Here is a 17,465-nt window from a genome sequence, read left to right as displayed (position 1 = left end):
GTTTAATAATTATAATGCTCCAACAATAATAATTATCGGTGTCGATGTTGTCCATGAAGTAATACTGGTACCTACCGTTGTTGCCGAACCATTCACAGATGCACTAAATGATTGTTGACCTGAAATCTGAACAATGTAAGTAGCATCAGTAAGTGTGTTGTAAAGAGGAAGGTTCCCATCAAGAGCGAGGTAACTATATGTCAGAACGGTGGTATTATCGCTGGCCCTTTTAATGGTAATTGAATAAGCACCCGGTACTGCATTGGCACCCTTCTTCTGTAGGATTGCTACATTCTTACCAGCAGGGAAGCAGAAACCGTTTGCATTGGCATAAGCTGGGCCATTGGCATCGGAAAATATTTTTGCCAGTGAATCCACGTATTTCTGTGATATCGTTGAAGTATACTTACCTAATGGCACCGGATAAGCCACATAAGTACCTACAGAATCTAGCTTACAGTTAGTCTTTTGATAACTCAGGTTACTGGCAGCACTACTGTAGACAGTCGCCGGTATTGAAGAGAATACAATATTAATACCCGTAGTCATGATCCATACTACCGGTGTGGACGTAACTTTGGTTTCAGTACCGTTGATGGTTACATAAATGGTACTCATACTACTGATGCTTACATTATAACTGAGACCAGAACCGGTAGGCAGGCTCAAACAACTGGCAAGTTGAGCATCTGTTGGATCTGTAAGGGTTTTATTGTACACAGAAGCGCCGGTAGATGCATTCGTAATATTCACATTGAAGGTACCCAGATCGGATGATTCCGCTTTTTTGCTGAAGAACACATTACATACCAGGCATTGACCATGTGTATTGGCATAAGTCTGGTAATTTGCAATCAAATCAGCTTGTGCAAGGCTATTAGCTTGTGCAGTACTTATTGTTGACAGATATGCACCCCGACGTAATTTATAAGTTTCGTACGTTCCCTGGTAACCCGGGTCACATTGTTTTGTTGCACTTAATTGCATTGAATCACTCTGATAGCTACACGTACCATGTGCATTAGCATATGCCTGTTTATTTGTGGCAATTTCTGCCAACGCCTTGGCATTCGCAGCGGCCACACTTTCATCAGAGCTGTATACACCGGCTGCTACCGTGTAGGTAACACTGGAGCCAATCATAGTATCTGAACAGGTTTTGGTAATAGAATCGCTTTGTGCTGTATTATAATAGACAGCTTCATTACATTTCTCAATCTCCCCGGTATAATAGTTATAACAGATAAGTTTTGTAATATTCTTATTCAGATCACGGATCAAATGTAAGCGACTATAAGTGTCATATTCATAGTAAGTAAAGATGCTCCGGGCATCACATTGACTGGTCATACCTATCTGTGGTTTATAGGTATAGGTAGTCATCTGCGCATCTGATGGGTATAAACGGACTTCATCTACAAATCCGTTCCCGGTAATGGAGGTAGCAGTTACATTTTTAACCAGATGCTCGTAATAAGTCCAGCCTCCTACTGTCATACCACTACTTACAGCCGTACTTCCATCTACGGTATAACTCCCTCCTTTACTCCAGTAAGAGACGATATAAGTTTTACTACTGCTTAATCCGGATTTGCTCAATAAAAAAATAAGACTGGAATTTCCACTTAGGTTCAAACTATAAGTACCTGAGGGAGATGTAGTATCTACAATGGGAGTACCAATCACACGCCATCCACCTGTACTATCAGCTTCAAAAGAAGTATAGGCTATGTCACTACGTCCTGCATTCATGACAGTAGCTATTGGATACTGGCCTTTATAATCCCAGATATAACTGGCTATAATGCTTCCCTTACTAACTGTCTCCAGGATATTGCCGATATTATCATAACTGTTAACATACACAGCTGTATCAATTTTATTACTACCCTCCTGTTCTTCTACATAATGAGGGAGATATAAACCGGTATAAGGTGTATAATAAACGGTATTCATTGATTTCAACTGAATAATATTCCTGAATGATACCTGTTTTACCAGCTCAGCATTTATATTACTATTCACCATACCAGCATAGATCCCACTATTGTCATTTCCCGCAGCAATAATGGAATATGGATAACTGCTGATAGTGGTGAGGCTATCCCCCTGACTACTCATCATTTTACTTTCTGCTACCTTATAATTATCATAAGAACTATTCAGTGAAGTACCCAGATCACTGAAATACTTATTAGCAGTAGTTTTAGTTAGTAACAACCCTGTACCGGGTACATATACAGATTCTGTAATGGCCTTTGGTACAGGCGGTTTCATATAGAATACACCAGATACCATTTTCACTATCGTGTAAGGGTTCAATGCACCCTTGTTCAGATAGTATCTGAGTGACCAGATCCATGGAATTTTAAAATTTGTAGTAGTAGTGTCAATGTTATATTCGTATCCCGTTTTGGTCAGCAACTCCTTGTTACCATTATATACATTCTGTTCAAGTAAGAGCCCTCTGTATGGTTCCATACTGGTAACCGGCTCTTCCATCCATATAGAGCTGAAGTTGGTGACATCTATCAATGGGTTTTGGTCCATATAACCATTATCGAGGTTACTATATTTATAGACAGTATATCCTCCCCCGGATTTTTCGGTTACCTCAGAGTAAGTAATATGGTTACCATTTGTATTACTCAACATCTGGTAGTTGTTGTCAGTTACTCTCACAAAACCATAGCTGGATAATGAGCCGTCATTTACGATCTGATGTCCTGTGGAAACATATACAGGTCTTCCTGATAGTACCCCACTGGAAACAGTACCCCCACTCAGGTAATTTTTTACATAAAAATATTCTTTTGTGACCGGAGCACTGTTTACATCGGCAGTAGAGATGATACGTTTAATTCTGACACCTCCGGCCACACTATCAACAGCAATGGAGTCCACTGAAGAAGGAAAATGTACGGCCACCTTTCTGTAAAAATGAGGCTCGTACTGAAGGATGGTATATCCTCCGGTAGGATAAGTAATCTTTTCCAGCATTTCTGCCCGCATATAAGTAGTATCTGGCTGACGGGTAGTCAGGTAATTCGTATCATAAGCATAACTACGGCCATTATAATACCCCCAGTGGTCAGCCATCCTCATACCATACCGGGGCAGTTTTAATGCATTATAAGTGAAAGTATACTTTGCTTTTACTTTGTCATAAGGTGTTTCCAGGTCTATACTGCTTAGTTGTAAACGACGGGATGTATCAGCAAGATAATTAAACCGGAATTTTTTAATGCCATTTACATTGATTTCATCCAACTTCTGCCAGTAGCTGATCAGTTCTTCAGGCTCCCCAATGGAAGTCATGATCTTATTTTTTGCAGAATCATGGTTAATATCATAATTCAGATCATTGCTTTTAGAGCTACTGAAAGTTATCGTCTGCGAAGGAGTAATGATCGTATCAAGGAAAACGGGGTTCTGAATACCGAAATTCACACTTTCGGACGTATATGCGTTAAGATATAACATCGGCCCATTAGATAACCACCGGATAGCTGAGACATTACTTACTTCCGCAGCAGTATATCCAAAAAGGTTTCTGTTAACTGACTGTGTAAGTGTTCTGCCTGGCCGTTTATAACTGAATTTAATATTATAGCCTCCCGGGTCAACGATCTGCGTAAGATGCCATGCACTGGCTATAGTATAAATATCCACTGTCTGGTCAGTAGCAGGCGCAGAATTAATAATCCCATTATTGTTGAACTCTATTGCGTCTACATCACCTCCAAAGATGTACTGGACACCTTTTTCATCCGTTATTTTTAATTTATAAATCGCGTTTGCTGTTCGCCTTATTATATAACCCCTTTCTCCTTTCCAGTCATTAAAAGCAATAGTATCCATTTCCACTATCTCCGCTTTCAATCTATAATTACCATTACTCCTGACTTTCACTTCTACTGCGCCACCCGGCGTGGGTCTCGTGATATAGAAGATCCCAGAGTAACCGTTAAAATTGAAGATGAATTCATCTGGCATACCATCAAATAATTCCATTCCATTCCCGGAGGCATAGTATAACAGCGAGTCTACCTTGGTATAACCTCCGGGTACTCTTCCGCTCTGGCCATAATAAGACTTGTCAATCGACTGTCCTAAAAACAAGGGCATCTCATCATACCATCCATTCACCTTACGATAGATTGCACCGCCAGCCGAAAGATTCCATCCCAGGCCGTTCCATCCCGGATGATCTTCTACCTTATTACCTTTGGTAGCATATTCAATCGAGATGGGTACACTAAGGTTTTTATACTTCACCTCGTACAAGGGAATAGAAATATTAGCCTGACCAGTAAAAGGATTTGCTGGTATCAAGCCAAATGTACCAAGCGTGCCGATTTCCGGGCTTGGAAAACTGCGTTTGGGATCGAATCCATTTACCCATGGATCGGTCTGTGCATACACGTTTACCTGTGTAACACATAACAACAACAGAAAAATATAATACAGGATTCTTTTTCGAAAAAATAATCTCCTATGTGAGAGAGAATGCATGTTGTGATATAAATTTTGTCCCATAAAACCTCTTTTATAAAAACCCTTTCTTCGGTTAACTACCTTTTTCAAACCTATTTCTTATCCTTTTCCAGCTTGTCCAATTTCTCTTCCAGCTCAATAAGATGCAACGTCAGTTCTTCTATTTTCTGCAGCAACACTCTATTCATCTCCCCCAGATCCTGTCCATTCTTTTCTATTTCTTTGGCAGATGGTACATGAGGCAAATGTTTATTAACAGTTACATAATTTTTAATCTCCTGTAAAGATGGTAGCTGGTAGGAAGAATCAAATACAAAGTCCGGCCAGGGAGCAGCCTGGGTAACCTTAACTCTTCTGGCTGCAATAGTACCTTCAACGGCTAGTTTGTTGCTGCCGGGATTAGTTGTTCCTATTCCTACATTTCCATCCACATTGATAGAAAAACGTGGAAGTCTGTTTGTGAATAACTTTATCCCTGCAAAACCACCAGCCCACATAGTAGGGCCCCAGGAATTCCAACTATCGGAAACCCATTCCACACCATAATTGGGCAGGTATTTACCATCATAGGTAGTACTGTCTGCTAACGCCATTCCAATGGCGTTTCCCAATCCCAACATGATGTTACCATTGACAACTAACTTTTGTGATGGGGCTATATTGCCAATCCCCACATTTCCTGCTGATGTAATAGACATGATATCTGTCCAGATAGGCGTATTTGCCCGAACAGCAAAACGAAGGTCAGTCCTGGCACTTGCATCAAAACCATAAATTTTGTGTCCGTAATTGGCAACGGGGGTAAAAATCAATGCTTTATTAGTCCCAACATTGGAATACAAACTATCAAAGCCCTGAGAAAAACAGTTAATGGCAACAAAAAAGATACTTGCACATGCAAGCAGTAAAAATTTCTTAGTCATACTTTAAAATTGAATGCGTCTTAAAAACTATACCCCATTCTCAACTTAACAGGGCTTGCTTGAGTTTTATGTTGCACCTGGGATAAGTATTTGTCTGGAAGCTGAATGGTACTATCGGCTTTTACACCGTCGTTGGCATGAGAGGGTTCCACATGTCCTATAACAAATAAAAAGGAAACAATATATTTATACATAAAAGTTATTGAAAAGTCGCGATGGCATAAGGGATATTGTGAATTTCTACTACAGCCAGTCAGGATAACAAATACTGTAGAAGAATCATTCCAACCATACAATGCATTGCGTAAAAGTATCCATAGTTTTCCTGATACCTAATAACACTTTCGTATTATATCGTTTAGTCACTGGCGTATCATTATCATTTCACAAAATTAGGGAGTGGGTACGCAGCTTATTTACGTAGAGGGGAAACAGGGAAAGTATATTATGGCAGCATACTACGGATTTTATGAATAAACGCATAAAAAGCTGTTGTCTCAATCTTTGCATGTCTGCCATTGGATTCAATGTAATGGATATCACATTTATTAAACTTCTCTAAGCCCTTTCTTGTACTAATAAAAAAGTTCTCACACATAAAATTGTGGCTTTAAAATGATGAAAATAAGTATCCACAATGCTAATTATAGCAATGCATTTTACAGATGTGATTAGTTGGAAAGCAGATATGAAACTGACACCGGAGATGTATCTGATACTAAGATACAAAATTTATAAAACCAATAAAAAAATCTGTAAAAATCTTAAATTCATTTATATCTTATTCACAATGGCTAGAATAAAAAGTCCACTTGGGATACCGTCGAAAGGGGAAATGTTGCAAAGCAAATTGTTTTCAAATAATACCTCGATAAAACAGTTATAACGAAGTACCTGAGATAAAGCGGAGATATAGTCATCCTACGTTCATCCTACGTTTAAAACGTAGGATGAACGTAGGATGACTATTACCATCCTTTTAAATTAGACCATTACACATTAAGATGTGATATTAATTGAATGAAACCGACTGAAAATATTCAGGTAATTATCATCTCATCTATCATTTTTAGTGTGTTCATCTATGAGTTTTAGTGCGGTCATACTTATTTTTAAACAGGAAATGTATGAAGGATTAATATTGCAATAACAATCACAGTCAACGGGGCTGCGCCCGGAACAAGAGAGAGGCGCCTTTTGTTCCACCCGGAAGATTGTGAAATTAAATTCCGGCAGCTTCCGCTACTCTCTTCTTGTGTTGTTCCATTGTCATTCTGTTTTTTAGTGAATGAATCAATATTCGCAGCCCATTTGGTAACGGCCGCCTGCCAGTTCCGGATAGGCCTTCCGGTTATCTCCCAGCCAATAGCCTGGTAATGGGAGAAAAACTTGAAACCCTCTTTTTCCGGTAATCCCATTGTTTTGAAATGCGCCAGCACTTCTTCCAATTGCGGAACAGTGGGTAAACTTTTTCTTCTCGCGCGCGCATGTTTGCTCTCTCGTTTAACATTGTTTATATTTTGTTTAATAAAGTGTATCATTTTTGACCCCGGTAGTGTAGCATTTTTGCCCCCCGGTACGGTAGTAAAAGTGCTACACGGAACGTGTTCGCTTTTACTACCGTCGCTTAACTCTACGGTGTCACTTTTACTACCGTCGTTTAACTTTACGGGGGCATTTTTACTATCGTCATTCAACTTTACGGTGTCACTTTTACTATCGTCCTTCAAATTACCGGTAGCAAAATGACTACGGTCTTCCTGCTCATACATCAGTAATGTACCATCTGAATTCAGGTGGGTAATGCTGACTTTACTCGGCATGAACATATCAGGAGTTGGATAATAGGTGATCAATCCGCAATTGTGCAGCTCCTTCAGGCAACGCGAATAGGTCTTGTTAGAACCAATATGGCACATCTTTTTTACCGCTTCCCGGCTAATAGGGAACCTATCCTGAAAGTGATACTGATTCCAGGTATGGAATAAAGCCCAGTAAAGACTTACATGATTCGCATGCAGGTATTTGTTATGCCTTGAATGCTGAGCAAAAGCATTCAAATGCGCGATGTAATTAACAGCAGATCCTTGCATTGGCATGATTAGGTTTTTATTCTGGTATGATGCAAATGAAATAAAATATGCAATACGAAACCACTGACAGGGGTAACACTACCCCTGTCAATTAATTGATTATCACCGATAAATTTATTTTAGAATAATATGAAAACTGAGGGATTACCTTTGTAAAAGATTAATCAGATTATTGAAAATATTCTGTAGAGATTGTGCCAACGAGGAATGGCAATATGAACAATTTTTCCGACGTACCTTTATGATCAGTATAAAAACCCATTAGCTCCATGAGTATTAATATTCCCTTTCAAACAATCGACTGGTCCGGAATTCCTAAAACAGAACATACTGGTGAAACAGGTATTGCATATTGGCAAACGCTTCAATTTCCCGGTTTAAGAATCAGGATAGTGGAATATTCACCGGGGTACATTGCCGATCATTGGTGTCAGAAAGGCCACATAGTGCATTGTTTAGAAGGAGAATTTATAAGTGAATTACAAAACGGAGAAAGCTCCCTCCTATCTAAAGGAATGACTTACGTTGTTTCGGATGAATTGAGTTCTCATCGCTCTGTATCTGCAAATGGGGTAAAACTGATGATTATTGACGGGGATTTCCTGAAGGCGTAATGGGTGAGGTAAGGCACTATTAAATAAGATATCTTCCCTATATCATCAAAACGTGCGTAAAATTTTTACTTTTACGGTGGATATGAAGCAACCAGAACTTTCCCGTCGCATTAGCTTACTACAGGCTACGGCTATTAATATGACAGATATGGTGGGCATTGGCCCCTTTATAGTATTGAGCGTGGTAGCTGAAACGATGCATGGTCCGGGGTTTCTCTATGCCTGGATAGCCGGTGCCATCCTTTCGTTTATAGATGCTGCAGTGTGGAGTGAGCTGGGGGCTACTTTCCCAATGGCTGGCGGCAGTTATAATTTCCTGAAAGAAGGTTTTGGACCACGTACCGGCAAGTTAATGAGCTTTTTGTTCGTGTGGCAGACTATGATCCAGGCCCCCCTTGTAATAGCTTCAGCAGCCATCGGGTTCGCGCAATATGCCGGGTATATCTTCCCATTAGGTTTCTGGGAAAAGAAGGTAGTGAGTGGTGCGGTGGTGATATTGATTGTATTTCTGCTTTACCGGAAAATAGAAACCATTGGCAGAATAAGCGTGTTATTATGGATTGGCGTTTTAGTTACAATGGTATGGATCATTAGCGGAGGTATTACTCATGGTCATTTCCTGGAACCGGTAAAACATATCAACGACGGATTACAACTAAACTATGCCTTTGCGGCGGCATTAGGCTTTGCCAGTGTTAAAACAGTGTATAGTTACCTGGGGTATTATAACGTGTGTCACCTGGGAGGGGAAATCACTCAACCGGAGAAAAACATTCCCCGCAGTATGTTTATTTCCATTGCAGGTATCACCGTGTTATACCTCTGTATGAATATCAGTGTAGCCTCGGTACTTCCGCTTGAGCAGATTGAGAAAAGCCAGTTTGTTGTCAGCGAGTTTGTTCAGGTACTGTCTGGACATAAGGCAGCAACGGTTGCCACTATCCTGATTCTCTGGGTTGCTTTTGCCTCTGTGTTTTCCGCTACGCTGGGATATAGCAGGATTCCTTATGCAGCAGCAAAGGACGGCGCTTTTTTCAAGGTCTTTGCGAAACTGCATCCTACAAAGAATTTCCCATATGTATCGCTGCTCTTCCTGGGGGCAGTAGCATTTGTATTCAGCCTGTTATTTAAGATTAAGGAAGTGATAAGTGCCATTCTGGCTATGCGGATTTTAATACAATTCATTGCCCAGGCCATTGGTCTCATCCTATTGAGCAAAAAGAAAGGAAGATCATTTTTCAAATGGCATATGCCACTGTTTCCAATACCTGCAATATTGGCCATTATAATCTGGATAGGCATCTTTATATCTACAGGTATTCATATGATGCTTGCAGGTGCAGCAGTAACAGCGGTAGGTATTATCGTGTATACTATAAAGACAAGGCTACAGCGGAGACCTTAACTGTCAATTATTAAAAGGTCTCTATAAACTGATGTGATATCCTGCTTCCTTATAAAATATCAATGTCAATGAAAGGTGAAGCGATTAAAATTCATCTTGCTCATCAAATCATGCAATGAATTGTAGATGCGACACTTATATTGATTGTAGCATATAGAAATATGACTCCCACAGGCGCTTCTGCCATATTCTCTTCCAATCAAATAATCTGATTTATTTATTTAAAAGAGAAATTATTCATATATTTAATTCAATATCGTTTAGTTCAGCTCTGTGTTTGTAAAAACATACAAGGCTCCATTAGGACCTCCATGTGTATTAAACAATAAAGCACTTAACTAAATGATATTGATATTCAATTATTGTTTTACAGTGCAGATTTTGTAATGTATTATTGTTCGTAAATCTTAACTCGTTATTTCATTGTTCGCAAATTAACCGTCTCCCAACAACCCGGGAATGCAATAGAATATAATCACCTCAGATAAACCATTACCTATGAAAACAACAGTAAACTACATGTTGACAGGAGTTACAGGTCTTTTAGGCAGAAACCTGTTATTTGAAATTATTAAGCAGCATTTTGATGATCTTCCAGCTATAAAGATCTTTCTGCTTGGAAGATCGACTAAAGAAAATGACCTCAGCACCCGGATTTTTGATATGATTGAAAATGATGGAATCGATTATTTAAACATTGACAAAAACGAGTATAACGATCTTCGAAACACCCTGCGCTCAATTATTCATTGTATTCATTTCGAACTGGATGGCAATAGTGATCTGTTGTCTCATACAGATGAAAATTTATTGAATATCCACAGGATAGATTACCTCTTTCATATTGCTGCACTTACTGATTTCAGAAACACTGAGAATGTTAAAAAGAAATTATGGTCAGTGAATGTGGATGGAACCATGCGTGTGCTTCAACTGGCACAAAAAATAAAAGTTAATCATTTTATTTATACCGGTTCAGCATACAGCTGCGGCGAAACATACGGAAAAATTGCTCCTGACTATATTAATTTTAATCAAAAATTCAGGAACCCTTATGAATTATCAAAGCTGGAGGCCGAAGTATCCGTGAGGAGATTTTCGCAACAACATCCGTGGATGAAAACGAAATTTTTCAGGCCATCTACTATATGTGGTCGTTTGATAGAACAAAAGACAGGCGCCATCAATAAATTTGATGTTTTCTATTCCTGGATGTTTTTCTTTCTGCGATGCAAAGAAAGGATGTTTAACGAGAATGATCTGAATAAAACAACATTTATGAGATGTCGTGTAACCTATAGCTTAAATAGCGGTTTAAATATTGTACCCGCCGATTATGCCGCAAAAACCATGTACAGGTTAACAATGAATAATACCGGCGATGACAGCTTTCATTTGGCAAATTCCAGCGAAACAAAACATGATTTTTATCTTCCGGCTATGCTAAAAGCCATCAATATGGAAGGAATGCAGCAGGTTAGTCAACAGCCGGTAAATGATTTAAATGAGCTTGAAACCATGTATTACAAAACGGCAGGTGCATTGTTTACCTCGTATATATCATCCGCACCCATGCATTTTACCCTGCCTGATATGAATGGGCAGCAGGAATGCCCTGAAGTTAACGGTGATAATTTTTATAGATTACTGAAATATGCACTTGATAACAGGATAAAATAACGCTACAGCTTCTGTCAAACCTAATTTAAAACGAATGTAAGCATTAGTATGACTATCGGCAAGATGGTGTATTACCTGTTTAACAGTCCAGCCATCATCACGGTAAGGCGTAACCAATTGCACTTCATCTAAGTTTCTAATTGCATCTTCCAATATACTGGGCAAGGACTGAATATCCTGTAGCCACTCAAGTTTTTGGGAATTCAGAAAATGGTTGAGGTTCGTGTTTACCAATGGGGCAACGTAAATTTAAATTGATTTATTTCAATTCCAATACATGTCCTTTTATAAAAACATTCTCAGGGAGGATTTATTGCATATCTTGAATCTTCCATAACACAAAGGCAGCAGAACATAATTCAGGTTTCTGTAGTAGCTTGCCTTCTTACCGAATCTATAAGTGTTGATTATTGATACAATACTTTCACGTCAACGCTAATTCCTGGATTTTATTACAAATTAATTTTTTCGAAAAGTTTTGCAGGACCTACCTCTTTGGGAAATTCAGTAATTTTTAATCTTACATCGGTCCCAAAGACATTAAGGATAAATAGACGTTTTACATCATCTCCTTCTTCCAAATCTGCATTGGAGTTATCATATGTTACTTTACCATAGCTGATCTTCAGCGAGGCTTTATTAAAGTATCCATCGACAGCTTCAGCATTAACAAAAGTCCATTGTTTCAAAGGTTCTTCTAAATCAGGCATAATCCATCTTATACCTTGAAAATAAACCAGAATACCTTCAGTTTTATTATTCAAAAGTTGCTCCCTAACGAGTGTATTTAAATCTTGCCCGGGTCTTATATCACAAGGTATTATTACGACACTTGGAGGAATTGGATAAGTGGTATCATAAATGATTAATCCGCTAATTGAATGCAGTTGACGATTAAATTTCTTAGCATATTCTTGATAATTATTGCTCATAATTGAAAGCAAAATACTCAATTTTAATATGGATTATTTCGGTTTATCTTTTAATTACATAAAAAGGAGCCAGTCTATTATATAACCCGATTGATTTTAGTTGGGATAGGTGAAGGTTAGACCAAGATATTTTTACATACAACAGATTTAAAATAAGTAGAACTACGCATTTTTTGATTGATAACTTCGGGTTAACATTTTTGCAAGGAACATTCATTTACTTTCAAACAGTAAATATTTATCAACCTATATTTTGTAATCATGCACCATTTTCCTATTCCCCGTTGTTCTCTGGTGTCTTCACCTGTTTATTGTTTTTCTCTGCTAATAGTTCCAGATTATATATAACCTCAAGTTCTTAATTTTTTACCCCTCCCCGAATGAAACTATTTATACCCCTCATTATCATATTGGGCATTCATTATAGTCATGTAAATGCGCAGGACAGCACTATTGAACGTTTACAATTGCAAAAGCAGCGGGTGACACAAATATTGACACATGCACAGGATAGCATTGCAGGGCCCTTACCTAAAAAATATCTTTCACAACTCCAACATAAATCCCATCATATAGAAGAGCAGGTAAACGAACGTTCAGAAAAAGCCTTGAACCGATTAATTAAGCAGGAAAAAAGGATGCAGAAAAAGCTATCCAAAATTGATTCTGTTGCTGCCAAAAACATCTTCACAGAATCACTTGGTAAGCTTAGCAGTCTGAAATCCGGGCTTAAAGATAAGATTCCTGGCAATTTGCCTTTGGGTGGTAATGCAGATCTGGATACGCTTCTAAACTCCATGAAATTTCTGGAGGGGTCAAAAGAGTTTGAAATGATTCTTGCAACTTTGAACAAAGTAGATAGGGCATTTGTAAAACTAGATAAGGATGGCAAAATTGATAAAAGTCAAATAAATAAACAGCGGAGTAATAGTGGTAACTTTAATAAGCTAAAAGCATTAGTTAATGATTCTAAGACGTTTGAGGTAGAATCAAATAATAAGTTTGATTATAAAGATGAAAATGGGAACGTAAAAACTGAAACCATGGGTGATATTACACTAGACGATCCTAGTTTGAGTGGACCATTTAGTCCAACTACGGGCGAAACTGGAAATATGGGTGTTACTCAAACTCCTGGGAAAGAGCCCCAAAAATACAATTCGGTAAACAAAAATGTCAAAATAACAATAAACTCAGGTCTTAGTAAATTAGGAGCTGCTCAGGTGTTCTCCCATGAAGGATATGGACATGCTTATTTATATAAAATGGGAGTTCCTCACAAACATCAAGTGAAACAAATGAAGGAGCAAAATAGGAGGTTAGCTACTGAAATAAAAAGTTCCATAAAAGAAACTACTGAAAATTTTAAACAATGACAACAATGAAATTTCTTGCGCTCTCCCTTTTATTATTAGTAACAACTAGGAGTTATGCGCATACACCTAGTTGTAGGGCACTAGTTAGAGATACATCGATATCTAATTTATATTTATACACGGATGTATACCCTACATTTCCTGGAGGCAATAAAAAATTGAAAGAATTTATTGAGGAAAATCTTAAATGGCCTTTAGGTGAGATAGACTTTGCTGGAACAGTTCTTACCTCATTCACTGTTGAAAAAGATGGCCGTCTTACTAACGTAAAAATTGAACGAAGCGGATGTCAACTTTGCAATGTCGAATCTCTAAGATTAATTGATAGCATGCCTAATTGGAAACCCGGTAGAATTGCTGGGAAGTCTGTCAGGACATTACTATATCTTCCAATAAGATTTGAAATAAAAGAATAAATCGTAATAGTTTCTGATTTGCTCAGAGTAATATTTTAGGCAACTGGTGGTAATTCCTCCAGTTGTTTTTCTTTAGCTAGAATGATAATTGTCCTCGAAGATTTGCATAAATAATATAAAACAACAGAGTTTGTCTCATTTTGCCATTGGTGACTTATATGAGATAGTCAACTGCCGTCGATTCATATGACACGATACATTTCAAATTCAAATTTCTATTCACTTAATGTTCCGGATACTTATGAGATTCAGGAAGATGACGGAGTAGTAGGTATATACGATGAGGAAAATGGGGTAGGTGCAATAAACATTTCCAGTTATCAAATACCTGAAACATATGATTTTAAGATGGAAGCAGAGTTAATGGATTTTATTGCGACTAATTCTGACTATAATTCATTAGTAAAATTAGTCAATACTGAAATTAGAGATAATACCTATGGGAAGTCAGAATTTACTACTGATGGGAAAGATTATTGGAAATATTGGTTAAAGTTTAAAAATCTGAAAGTTATTTATATAACATATAATTGCGATTATGACAAAAAAGAAATTGAACGCAATTTGATTGATAAGATAGTTGCATCTATTGAGATACTATGATATTACTAGATTGATTATCACTTGGTAATAATTCAAACTTTTCTTCTTCTGTTAAATGAAACTGGTCACAAATTTTATTGATTATATCACGCAGCAAATATTCTTTACCATCAGACAATATTTGCAATAAAGGCTGATTGTTTGAAAATCCGGGATCATAATTTAAATGATTATATCAGAAATAGGCATGATGTAAAATAGTCAACTTTCTATCACGTGAAAAAAGTTGATCAGTGGTAATTATTCTATTTCCTTCACTTGTAACTCTTCAACAGATCGTTTCTCAGATGAAAAATTAATGCCGATAGCTATTTTCTTTCTTATGTCTAATTGATAAGAACGTAGATAACCCTTCTCAAAAATCTGATGAAGAGCATTTGCAGCTGTACCATTCAATTTCAGTTCTATTGCAAAAATATATTGATCGGTAAATACCAGTATATCGCACCTGCCGGTGGCACTATGCACTTCGCTTCTTACATCAAGACCTAAGCGCTTGAAAGAGAGATGCACAATAATGTGAAAGATAGATTCGCTTTCTGCTCTCCAATGATCATAAGGAATGGTAGACAATATTACATCCAACGCTTTGATTAATTGAGGCATATCATTATTTTTCAATGCCTTTCCCAAATCCGTAGTGACCGCAACAGAATTACTGGCTGGATATACTTCTCTATATGCACTCAGCAGCGCATCATTTAAACTATCCTCTACCTCTTTATTCGGATATCCCAGCTCATATAATTCGGTATAGGCATCATATCCTTTAATCGTCAGATATCCAGTTTGAAACAAAACCGGAACTGTTGAATAGTGCTCTATATTTAAATTGCCAAGAGCAATTTCGTCTATATGGATATTTTCAATTTCGAATTCTCCGCTTTCTTTCATGTGTTTTACCAGCCAGGTGGGCGTACCCGTTTGAAACCAGTAATTCCTGAAATCACGACCATCCATGTATTTCAATACGGAAAATGGATTATATACCCGTTCTGCATCTTCATGCCAGGCATAACCATTATACCAAAATTTCAGTTTACTTAACAATTCCGGTTGAAGTGGTTGTCTTTCGATGATCTCTTCTGCAAAGTTACTTTCCAGTTCATGTTGGGTAATACCAGCTATAGTTGCATAATTACGATGTATAGTGATATCATTCAGGTTATTCAGATCAGAAAAAATACTCACCTTAGTGAATCTACCCACACCGGTAATCAACAGCAGGCGAATATATTCATCAGCATCCTTGAGTACAGAATAAAAACTCTTAAACACTGATCTATTCTCCTCCACCCTCTCTAAATCTTCCAGATAGTCTGTAATCGGCTTATCATATTCATCAATCAGTATCACAACCCTTCCATTGGCGGAAGCTTTACGGATTAGTTCTTCAAACCTGCCTTTTAAATGACTTGCTTCAAGTTCCAGGCCCAGCTCTTTTGCCAAAACACCCATTTCCATGTTCAGCGCCTCATATAATCCAAATTGTTGATAATCAAGCCTGCTTAGCCGTAAATGTATAACAGGATGTATTTGTTCCCAATTCCATTGATCGTGGATCCAAAGGCCTTCAAATAGCTTTTTATTACCCTTAAAAATCTCCTTAATGGTTGATAACAACAGGGATTTACCAAAACGTCTGGGGCGACTCAGGAAATAATACTTCCCTGATTCTATCAGCTTATGGATTAGTTGGGTTTTATCGATATATAAAAACCCTCCATTCCTTATTTCCCCGAAATCTTGTAAGCCTATTGGATACTTCCTCATACAAACAAAGATAAAATAAAATCTATCACAAACTCCCGGCCACACTCTGAAAGCCAATGCAGAAGGCCATAGTTAGATTTTCTCCCCTTTTACCACCCAATTAGAGAGATACTTACTCATCCAACCTCGAACTTTTTGCCCTGGGCCAAAATATGATATATTATTACCATAAGCTCCAGGCAGATAGCACCAATTACTTTGAATTTGACGCAGGGCAGTACAATGGCAATATAGCGGGGGTTATTGTTTCACTGCTTTCTGCCCATCCCAAACATAAATTTCTTTGGAGTTGCTTTTTTTGACAATCGTTTTGCCATCATCGCATACCTCACCATCCATAGTGAGTTTTATGATTTTCCCTGGCTCTCCGCCGGTTTCCTTTGGATATAACAGTGTATCCCCATAGTAGACGATGCCCCCTTCACTCACTACCGACTTACCAGGTAACAATAGAAATTTGCTACCAGTCCAGCCGAAATAATAATACTCAGTAGGAATACCACGTGCTTCTCCGTTATCTCCGCTAAAAGAAACCCGGAGGATGGTAGATAGTTTTTCCAGCCCCATATCGCCTAATAACTTCCCCTCTGTCGATGTAGCATATACGCTGCCGGATACGGGGAACTCTTTCATATCCAGTAATCTGGATTTCTGATCTATAGCTTTTACCTGGATACAATATTTAAGAGGCTTTTTATCAGATGCATCTGTTCTTACTTTATCTATTCCGTACAGGAAATCAATACTATCCTTTGTACAATGTTTCAGCGCCAGTAATCCAAGCCAGATATACCCTTTCCTCTCTTTTCCCGCTACAGCATAATGTACCTGTTTCCAGGGGGCTACAATGCCTTTCATCATAAGTGGTGTACCTGCACTACCTCCCTTAATAATAACACTGCTTCCAATGGAAAGACTATCGGTTATTACTGATTGAAGGGATGGCTCACGACGGATATACGCTTTATCCGCAAAGATCATTAAGGTATCTTCAGATTGTACATTCCATAAGTTGTGTTCAACATATCCTTCCGTCTGTGCAAAAGACGGTAACCAACAGGTTATCATCATTATAAAAAATAATAACTGTTTCATAGGGGGATTTTCTGCTGTAAAGATAAGACTGCATTTACTTACAAATATAAAAAATTAT

The 17,465-nt window shown here is 38.0% G+C and carries 14 protein-coding genes; 6 read left to right on the top strand and 8 right to left on the bottom strand.

Annotated elements, in window-relative coordinates:
• Nucleotides 1-9: 9 nt before the first annotated feature.
• The 3 genes from BM176_RS23185 to BM176_RS23170 form a co-directional block, all read right to left on the bottom strand.
• Nucleotides 10-4,539, bottom strand: a complete 4,530-nt coding sequence (locus BM176_RS23185) for a DUF5977 domain-containing protein (RefSeq protein ID WP_143097891.1) — start codon at nucleotides 4,537-4,539, stop codon at nucleotides 10-12.
• Nucleotides 4,540-4,589: 50 nt separating this feature from the next.
• A complete protein-coding gene (locus BM176_RS32570) occupies nucleotides 4,590-5,420 on the bottom strand; it encodes a tail fiber protein (RefSeq protein WP_177230505.1) in 831 nt (276 codons plus the stop codon).
• A gap of 1,112 nt (nucleotides 5,421-6,532) precedes the next feature.
• On the bottom strand, nucleotides 6,533-7,519 hold the full coding sequence (locus BM176_RS23170; RefSeq protein WP_090106719.1) for a hypothetical protein: 987 nt from the start codon (nucleotides 7,517-7,519) through the stop codon (nucleotides 6,533-6,535).
• 263 nt (nucleotides 7,520-7,782) lie between these two features.
• Between BM176_RS23170 and BM176_RS23165 the strand changes: the two genes are divergently transcribed.
• The 3 genes from BM176_RS23165 to BM176_RS23155 all read left to right on the top strand — a co-directional run bounded on the left by BM176_RS23165 (nucleotide 7,783) and on the right by BM176_RS23155 (nucleotide 11,212).
• Nucleotides 7,783-8,127 carry a DHCW motif cupin fold protein gene (locus BM176_RS23165; protein ID WP_090106718.1) on the top strand — a complete coding sequence of 115 codons (345 nt, stop codon included), beginning with the start codon at nucleotides 7,783-7,785 and terminating at the stop codon, nucleotides 8,125-8,127.
• A gap of 82 nt (nucleotides 8,128-8,209) precedes the next feature.
• The gene (locus BM176_RS23160; RefSeq protein ID WP_090106717.1) at nucleotides 8,210-9,532 is read left to right on the top strand and encodes an APC family permease; all 1,323 of its coding nucleotides are present in this window, start codon (nucleotides 8,210-8,212) and stop codon (nucleotides 9,530-9,532) included.
• A 498-nt stretch (nucleotides 9,533-10,030) separates the two neighbouring features.
• The gene (locus BM176_RS23155) at nucleotides 10,031-11,212 is read left to right on the top strand and encodes an SDR family oxidoreductase (protein ID WP_090106716.1); all 1,182 of its coding nucleotides are present in this window, start codon (nucleotides 10,031-10,033) and stop codon (nucleotides 11,210-11,212) included.
• Here the strand turns inward: BM176_RS23155 and BM176_RS33165 are convergent.
• Both BM176_RS33165 and BM176_RS23145 read right to left on the bottom strand, forming a co-directional pair.
• A complete protein-coding gene (locus BM176_RS33165; protein WP_369823751.1) occupies nucleotides 11,177-11,335 on the bottom strand; it encodes a DinB family protein in 159 nt (52 codons plus the stop codon). The genes BM176_RS23155 and BM176_RS33165 overlap by 36 nt on opposite strands.
• 329 nt (nucleotides 11,336-11,664) lie before the next feature.
• The gene (locus BM176_RS23145; protein WP_090106715.1) at nucleotides 11,665-12,144 is read right to left on the bottom strand and encodes a hypothetical protein; all 480 of its coding nucleotides are present in this window, start codon (nucleotides 12,142-12,144) and stop codon (nucleotides 11,665-11,667) included.
• Nucleotides 12,145-12,524: 380 nt separating this feature from the next.
• Between BM176_RS23145 and BM176_RS23140 the strand changes: the two genes are divergently transcribed.
• From BM176_RS23140 to BM176_RS23130, 3 genes are all read left to right on the top strand, one after another.
• Nucleotides 12,525-13,520, top strand: coding sequence for a hypothetical protein (locus BM176_RS23140; protein WP_090106714.1), 996 nt, complete (start codon nucleotides 12,525-12,527; stop codon nucleotides 13,518-13,520).
• On the top strand, nucleotides 13,517-13,936 hold the full coding sequence (locus BM176_RS23135) for an energy transducer TonB (protein WP_090106713.1): 420 nt from the start codon (nucleotides 13,517-13,519) through the stop codon (nucleotides 13,934-13,936). The genes BM176_RS23140 and BM176_RS23135 overlap by 4 nt, the downstream gene beginning before the upstream one ends.
• A gap of 186 nt (nucleotides 13,937-14,122) precedes the next feature.
• The gene (locus BM176_RS23130) at nucleotides 14,123-14,539 is read left to right on the top strand and encodes a DUF3805 domain-containing protein (RefSeq protein ID WP_090106712.1); all 417 of its coding nucleotides are present in this window, start codon (nucleotides 14,123-14,125) and stop codon (nucleotides 14,537-14,539) included.
• On the opposite strand, the gene BM176_RS33160 is transcribed toward BM176_RS23130, so the two are convergent.
• The 3 genes from BM176_RS33160 to BM176_RS23115 all read right to left on the bottom strand — a co-directional run bounded on the left by BM176_RS33160 (nucleotide 14,523) and on the right by BM176_RS23115 (nucleotide 17,407).
• Nucleotides 14,523-14,636, bottom strand: coding sequence for a hypothetical protein (locus BM176_RS33160; RefSeq protein WP_369823754.1), 114 nt, complete (start codon nucleotides 14,634-14,636; stop codon nucleotides 14,523-14,525). The genes BM176_RS23130 and BM176_RS33160 overlap by 17 nt on opposite strands.
• 143 nt (nucleotides 14,637-14,779) lie before the next feature.
• On the bottom strand, nucleotides 14,780-16,312 hold the full coding sequence (locus tag BM176_RS23120; RefSeq protein WP_090106710.1) for an ATP-binding protein: 1,533 nt from the start codon (nucleotides 16,310-16,312) through the stop codon (nucleotides 14,780-14,782).
• Between the two features lie 240 nt (nucleotides 16,313-16,552).
• Complete coding sequence (locus tag BM176_RS23115; protein ID WP_090106709.1) at nucleotides 16,553-17,407, bottom strand: hypothetical protein; 855 nt, start codon at nucleotides 17,405-17,407, stop codon at nucleotides 16,553-16,555.
• Nucleotides 17,408-17,465 lie beyond the last annotated feature (58 nt).

The organism is Chitinophaga sp. CF118, assembly GCF_900112615.1.
Classification (GTDB): Bacteria; Bacteroidota; Bacteroidia; order Chitinophagales; family Chitinophagaceae; genus Chitinophaga.
Note: the sequence above shows the minus strand (reverse complement) of the source record. Positions and strands in the feature narration are given on the sequence as shown.

Coding starts and splice junctions, on each gene's coding strand:
- BM176_RS23185 (WP_143097891.1), bottom strand. CDS start 4,539: ATGGGACAAAATTTATATCACAACATGCATTCTCTCTCACATAGGAGA.
- BM176_RS32570 (WP_177230505.1), bottom strand. CDS start 5,420: ATGACTAAGAAATTTTTACTGCTTGCATGTGCAAGTATCTTTTTTGTT.
- BM176_RS23170 (WP_090106719.1), bottom strand. CDS start 7,519: ATGCCAATGCAAGGATCTGCTGTTAATTACATCGCGCATTTGAATGCT.
- BM176_RS23165 (WP_090106718.1), top strand. CDS start 7,783: ATGAGTATTAATATTCCCTTTCAAACAATCGACTGGTCCGGAATTCCT.
- BM176_RS23160 (WP_090106717.1), top strand. CDS start 8,210: ATGAAGCAACCAGAACTTTCCCGTCGCATTAGCTTACTACAGGCTACG.
- BM176_RS23155 (WP_090106716.1), top strand. CDS start 10,031: ATGAAAACAACAGTAAACTACATGTTGACAGGAGTTACAGGTCTTTTA.
- BM176_RS23145 (WP_090106715.1), bottom strand. CDS start 12,144: ATGAGCAATAATTATCAAGAATATGCTAAGAAATTTAATCGTCAACTG.
- BM176_RS23140 (WP_090106714.1), top strand. CDS start 12,525: ATGAAACTATTTATACCCCTCATTATCATATTGGGCATTCATTATAGT.
- BM176_RS23135 (WP_090106713.1), top strand. CDS start 13,517: ATGACAACAATGAAATTTCTTGCGCTCTCCCTTTTATTATTAGTAACA.
- BM176_RS23130 (WP_090106712.1), top strand. CDS start 14,123: ATGACACGATACATTTCAAATTCAAATTTCTATTCACTTAATGTTCCG.
- BM176_RS23120 (WP_090106710.1), bottom strand. CDS start 16,312: ATGAGGAAGTATCCAATAGGCTTACAAGATTTCGGGGAAATAAGGAAT.
- BM176_RS23115 (WP_090106709.1), bottom strand. CDS start 17,407: ATGAAACAGTTATTATTTTTTATAATGATGATAACCTGTTGGTTACCG.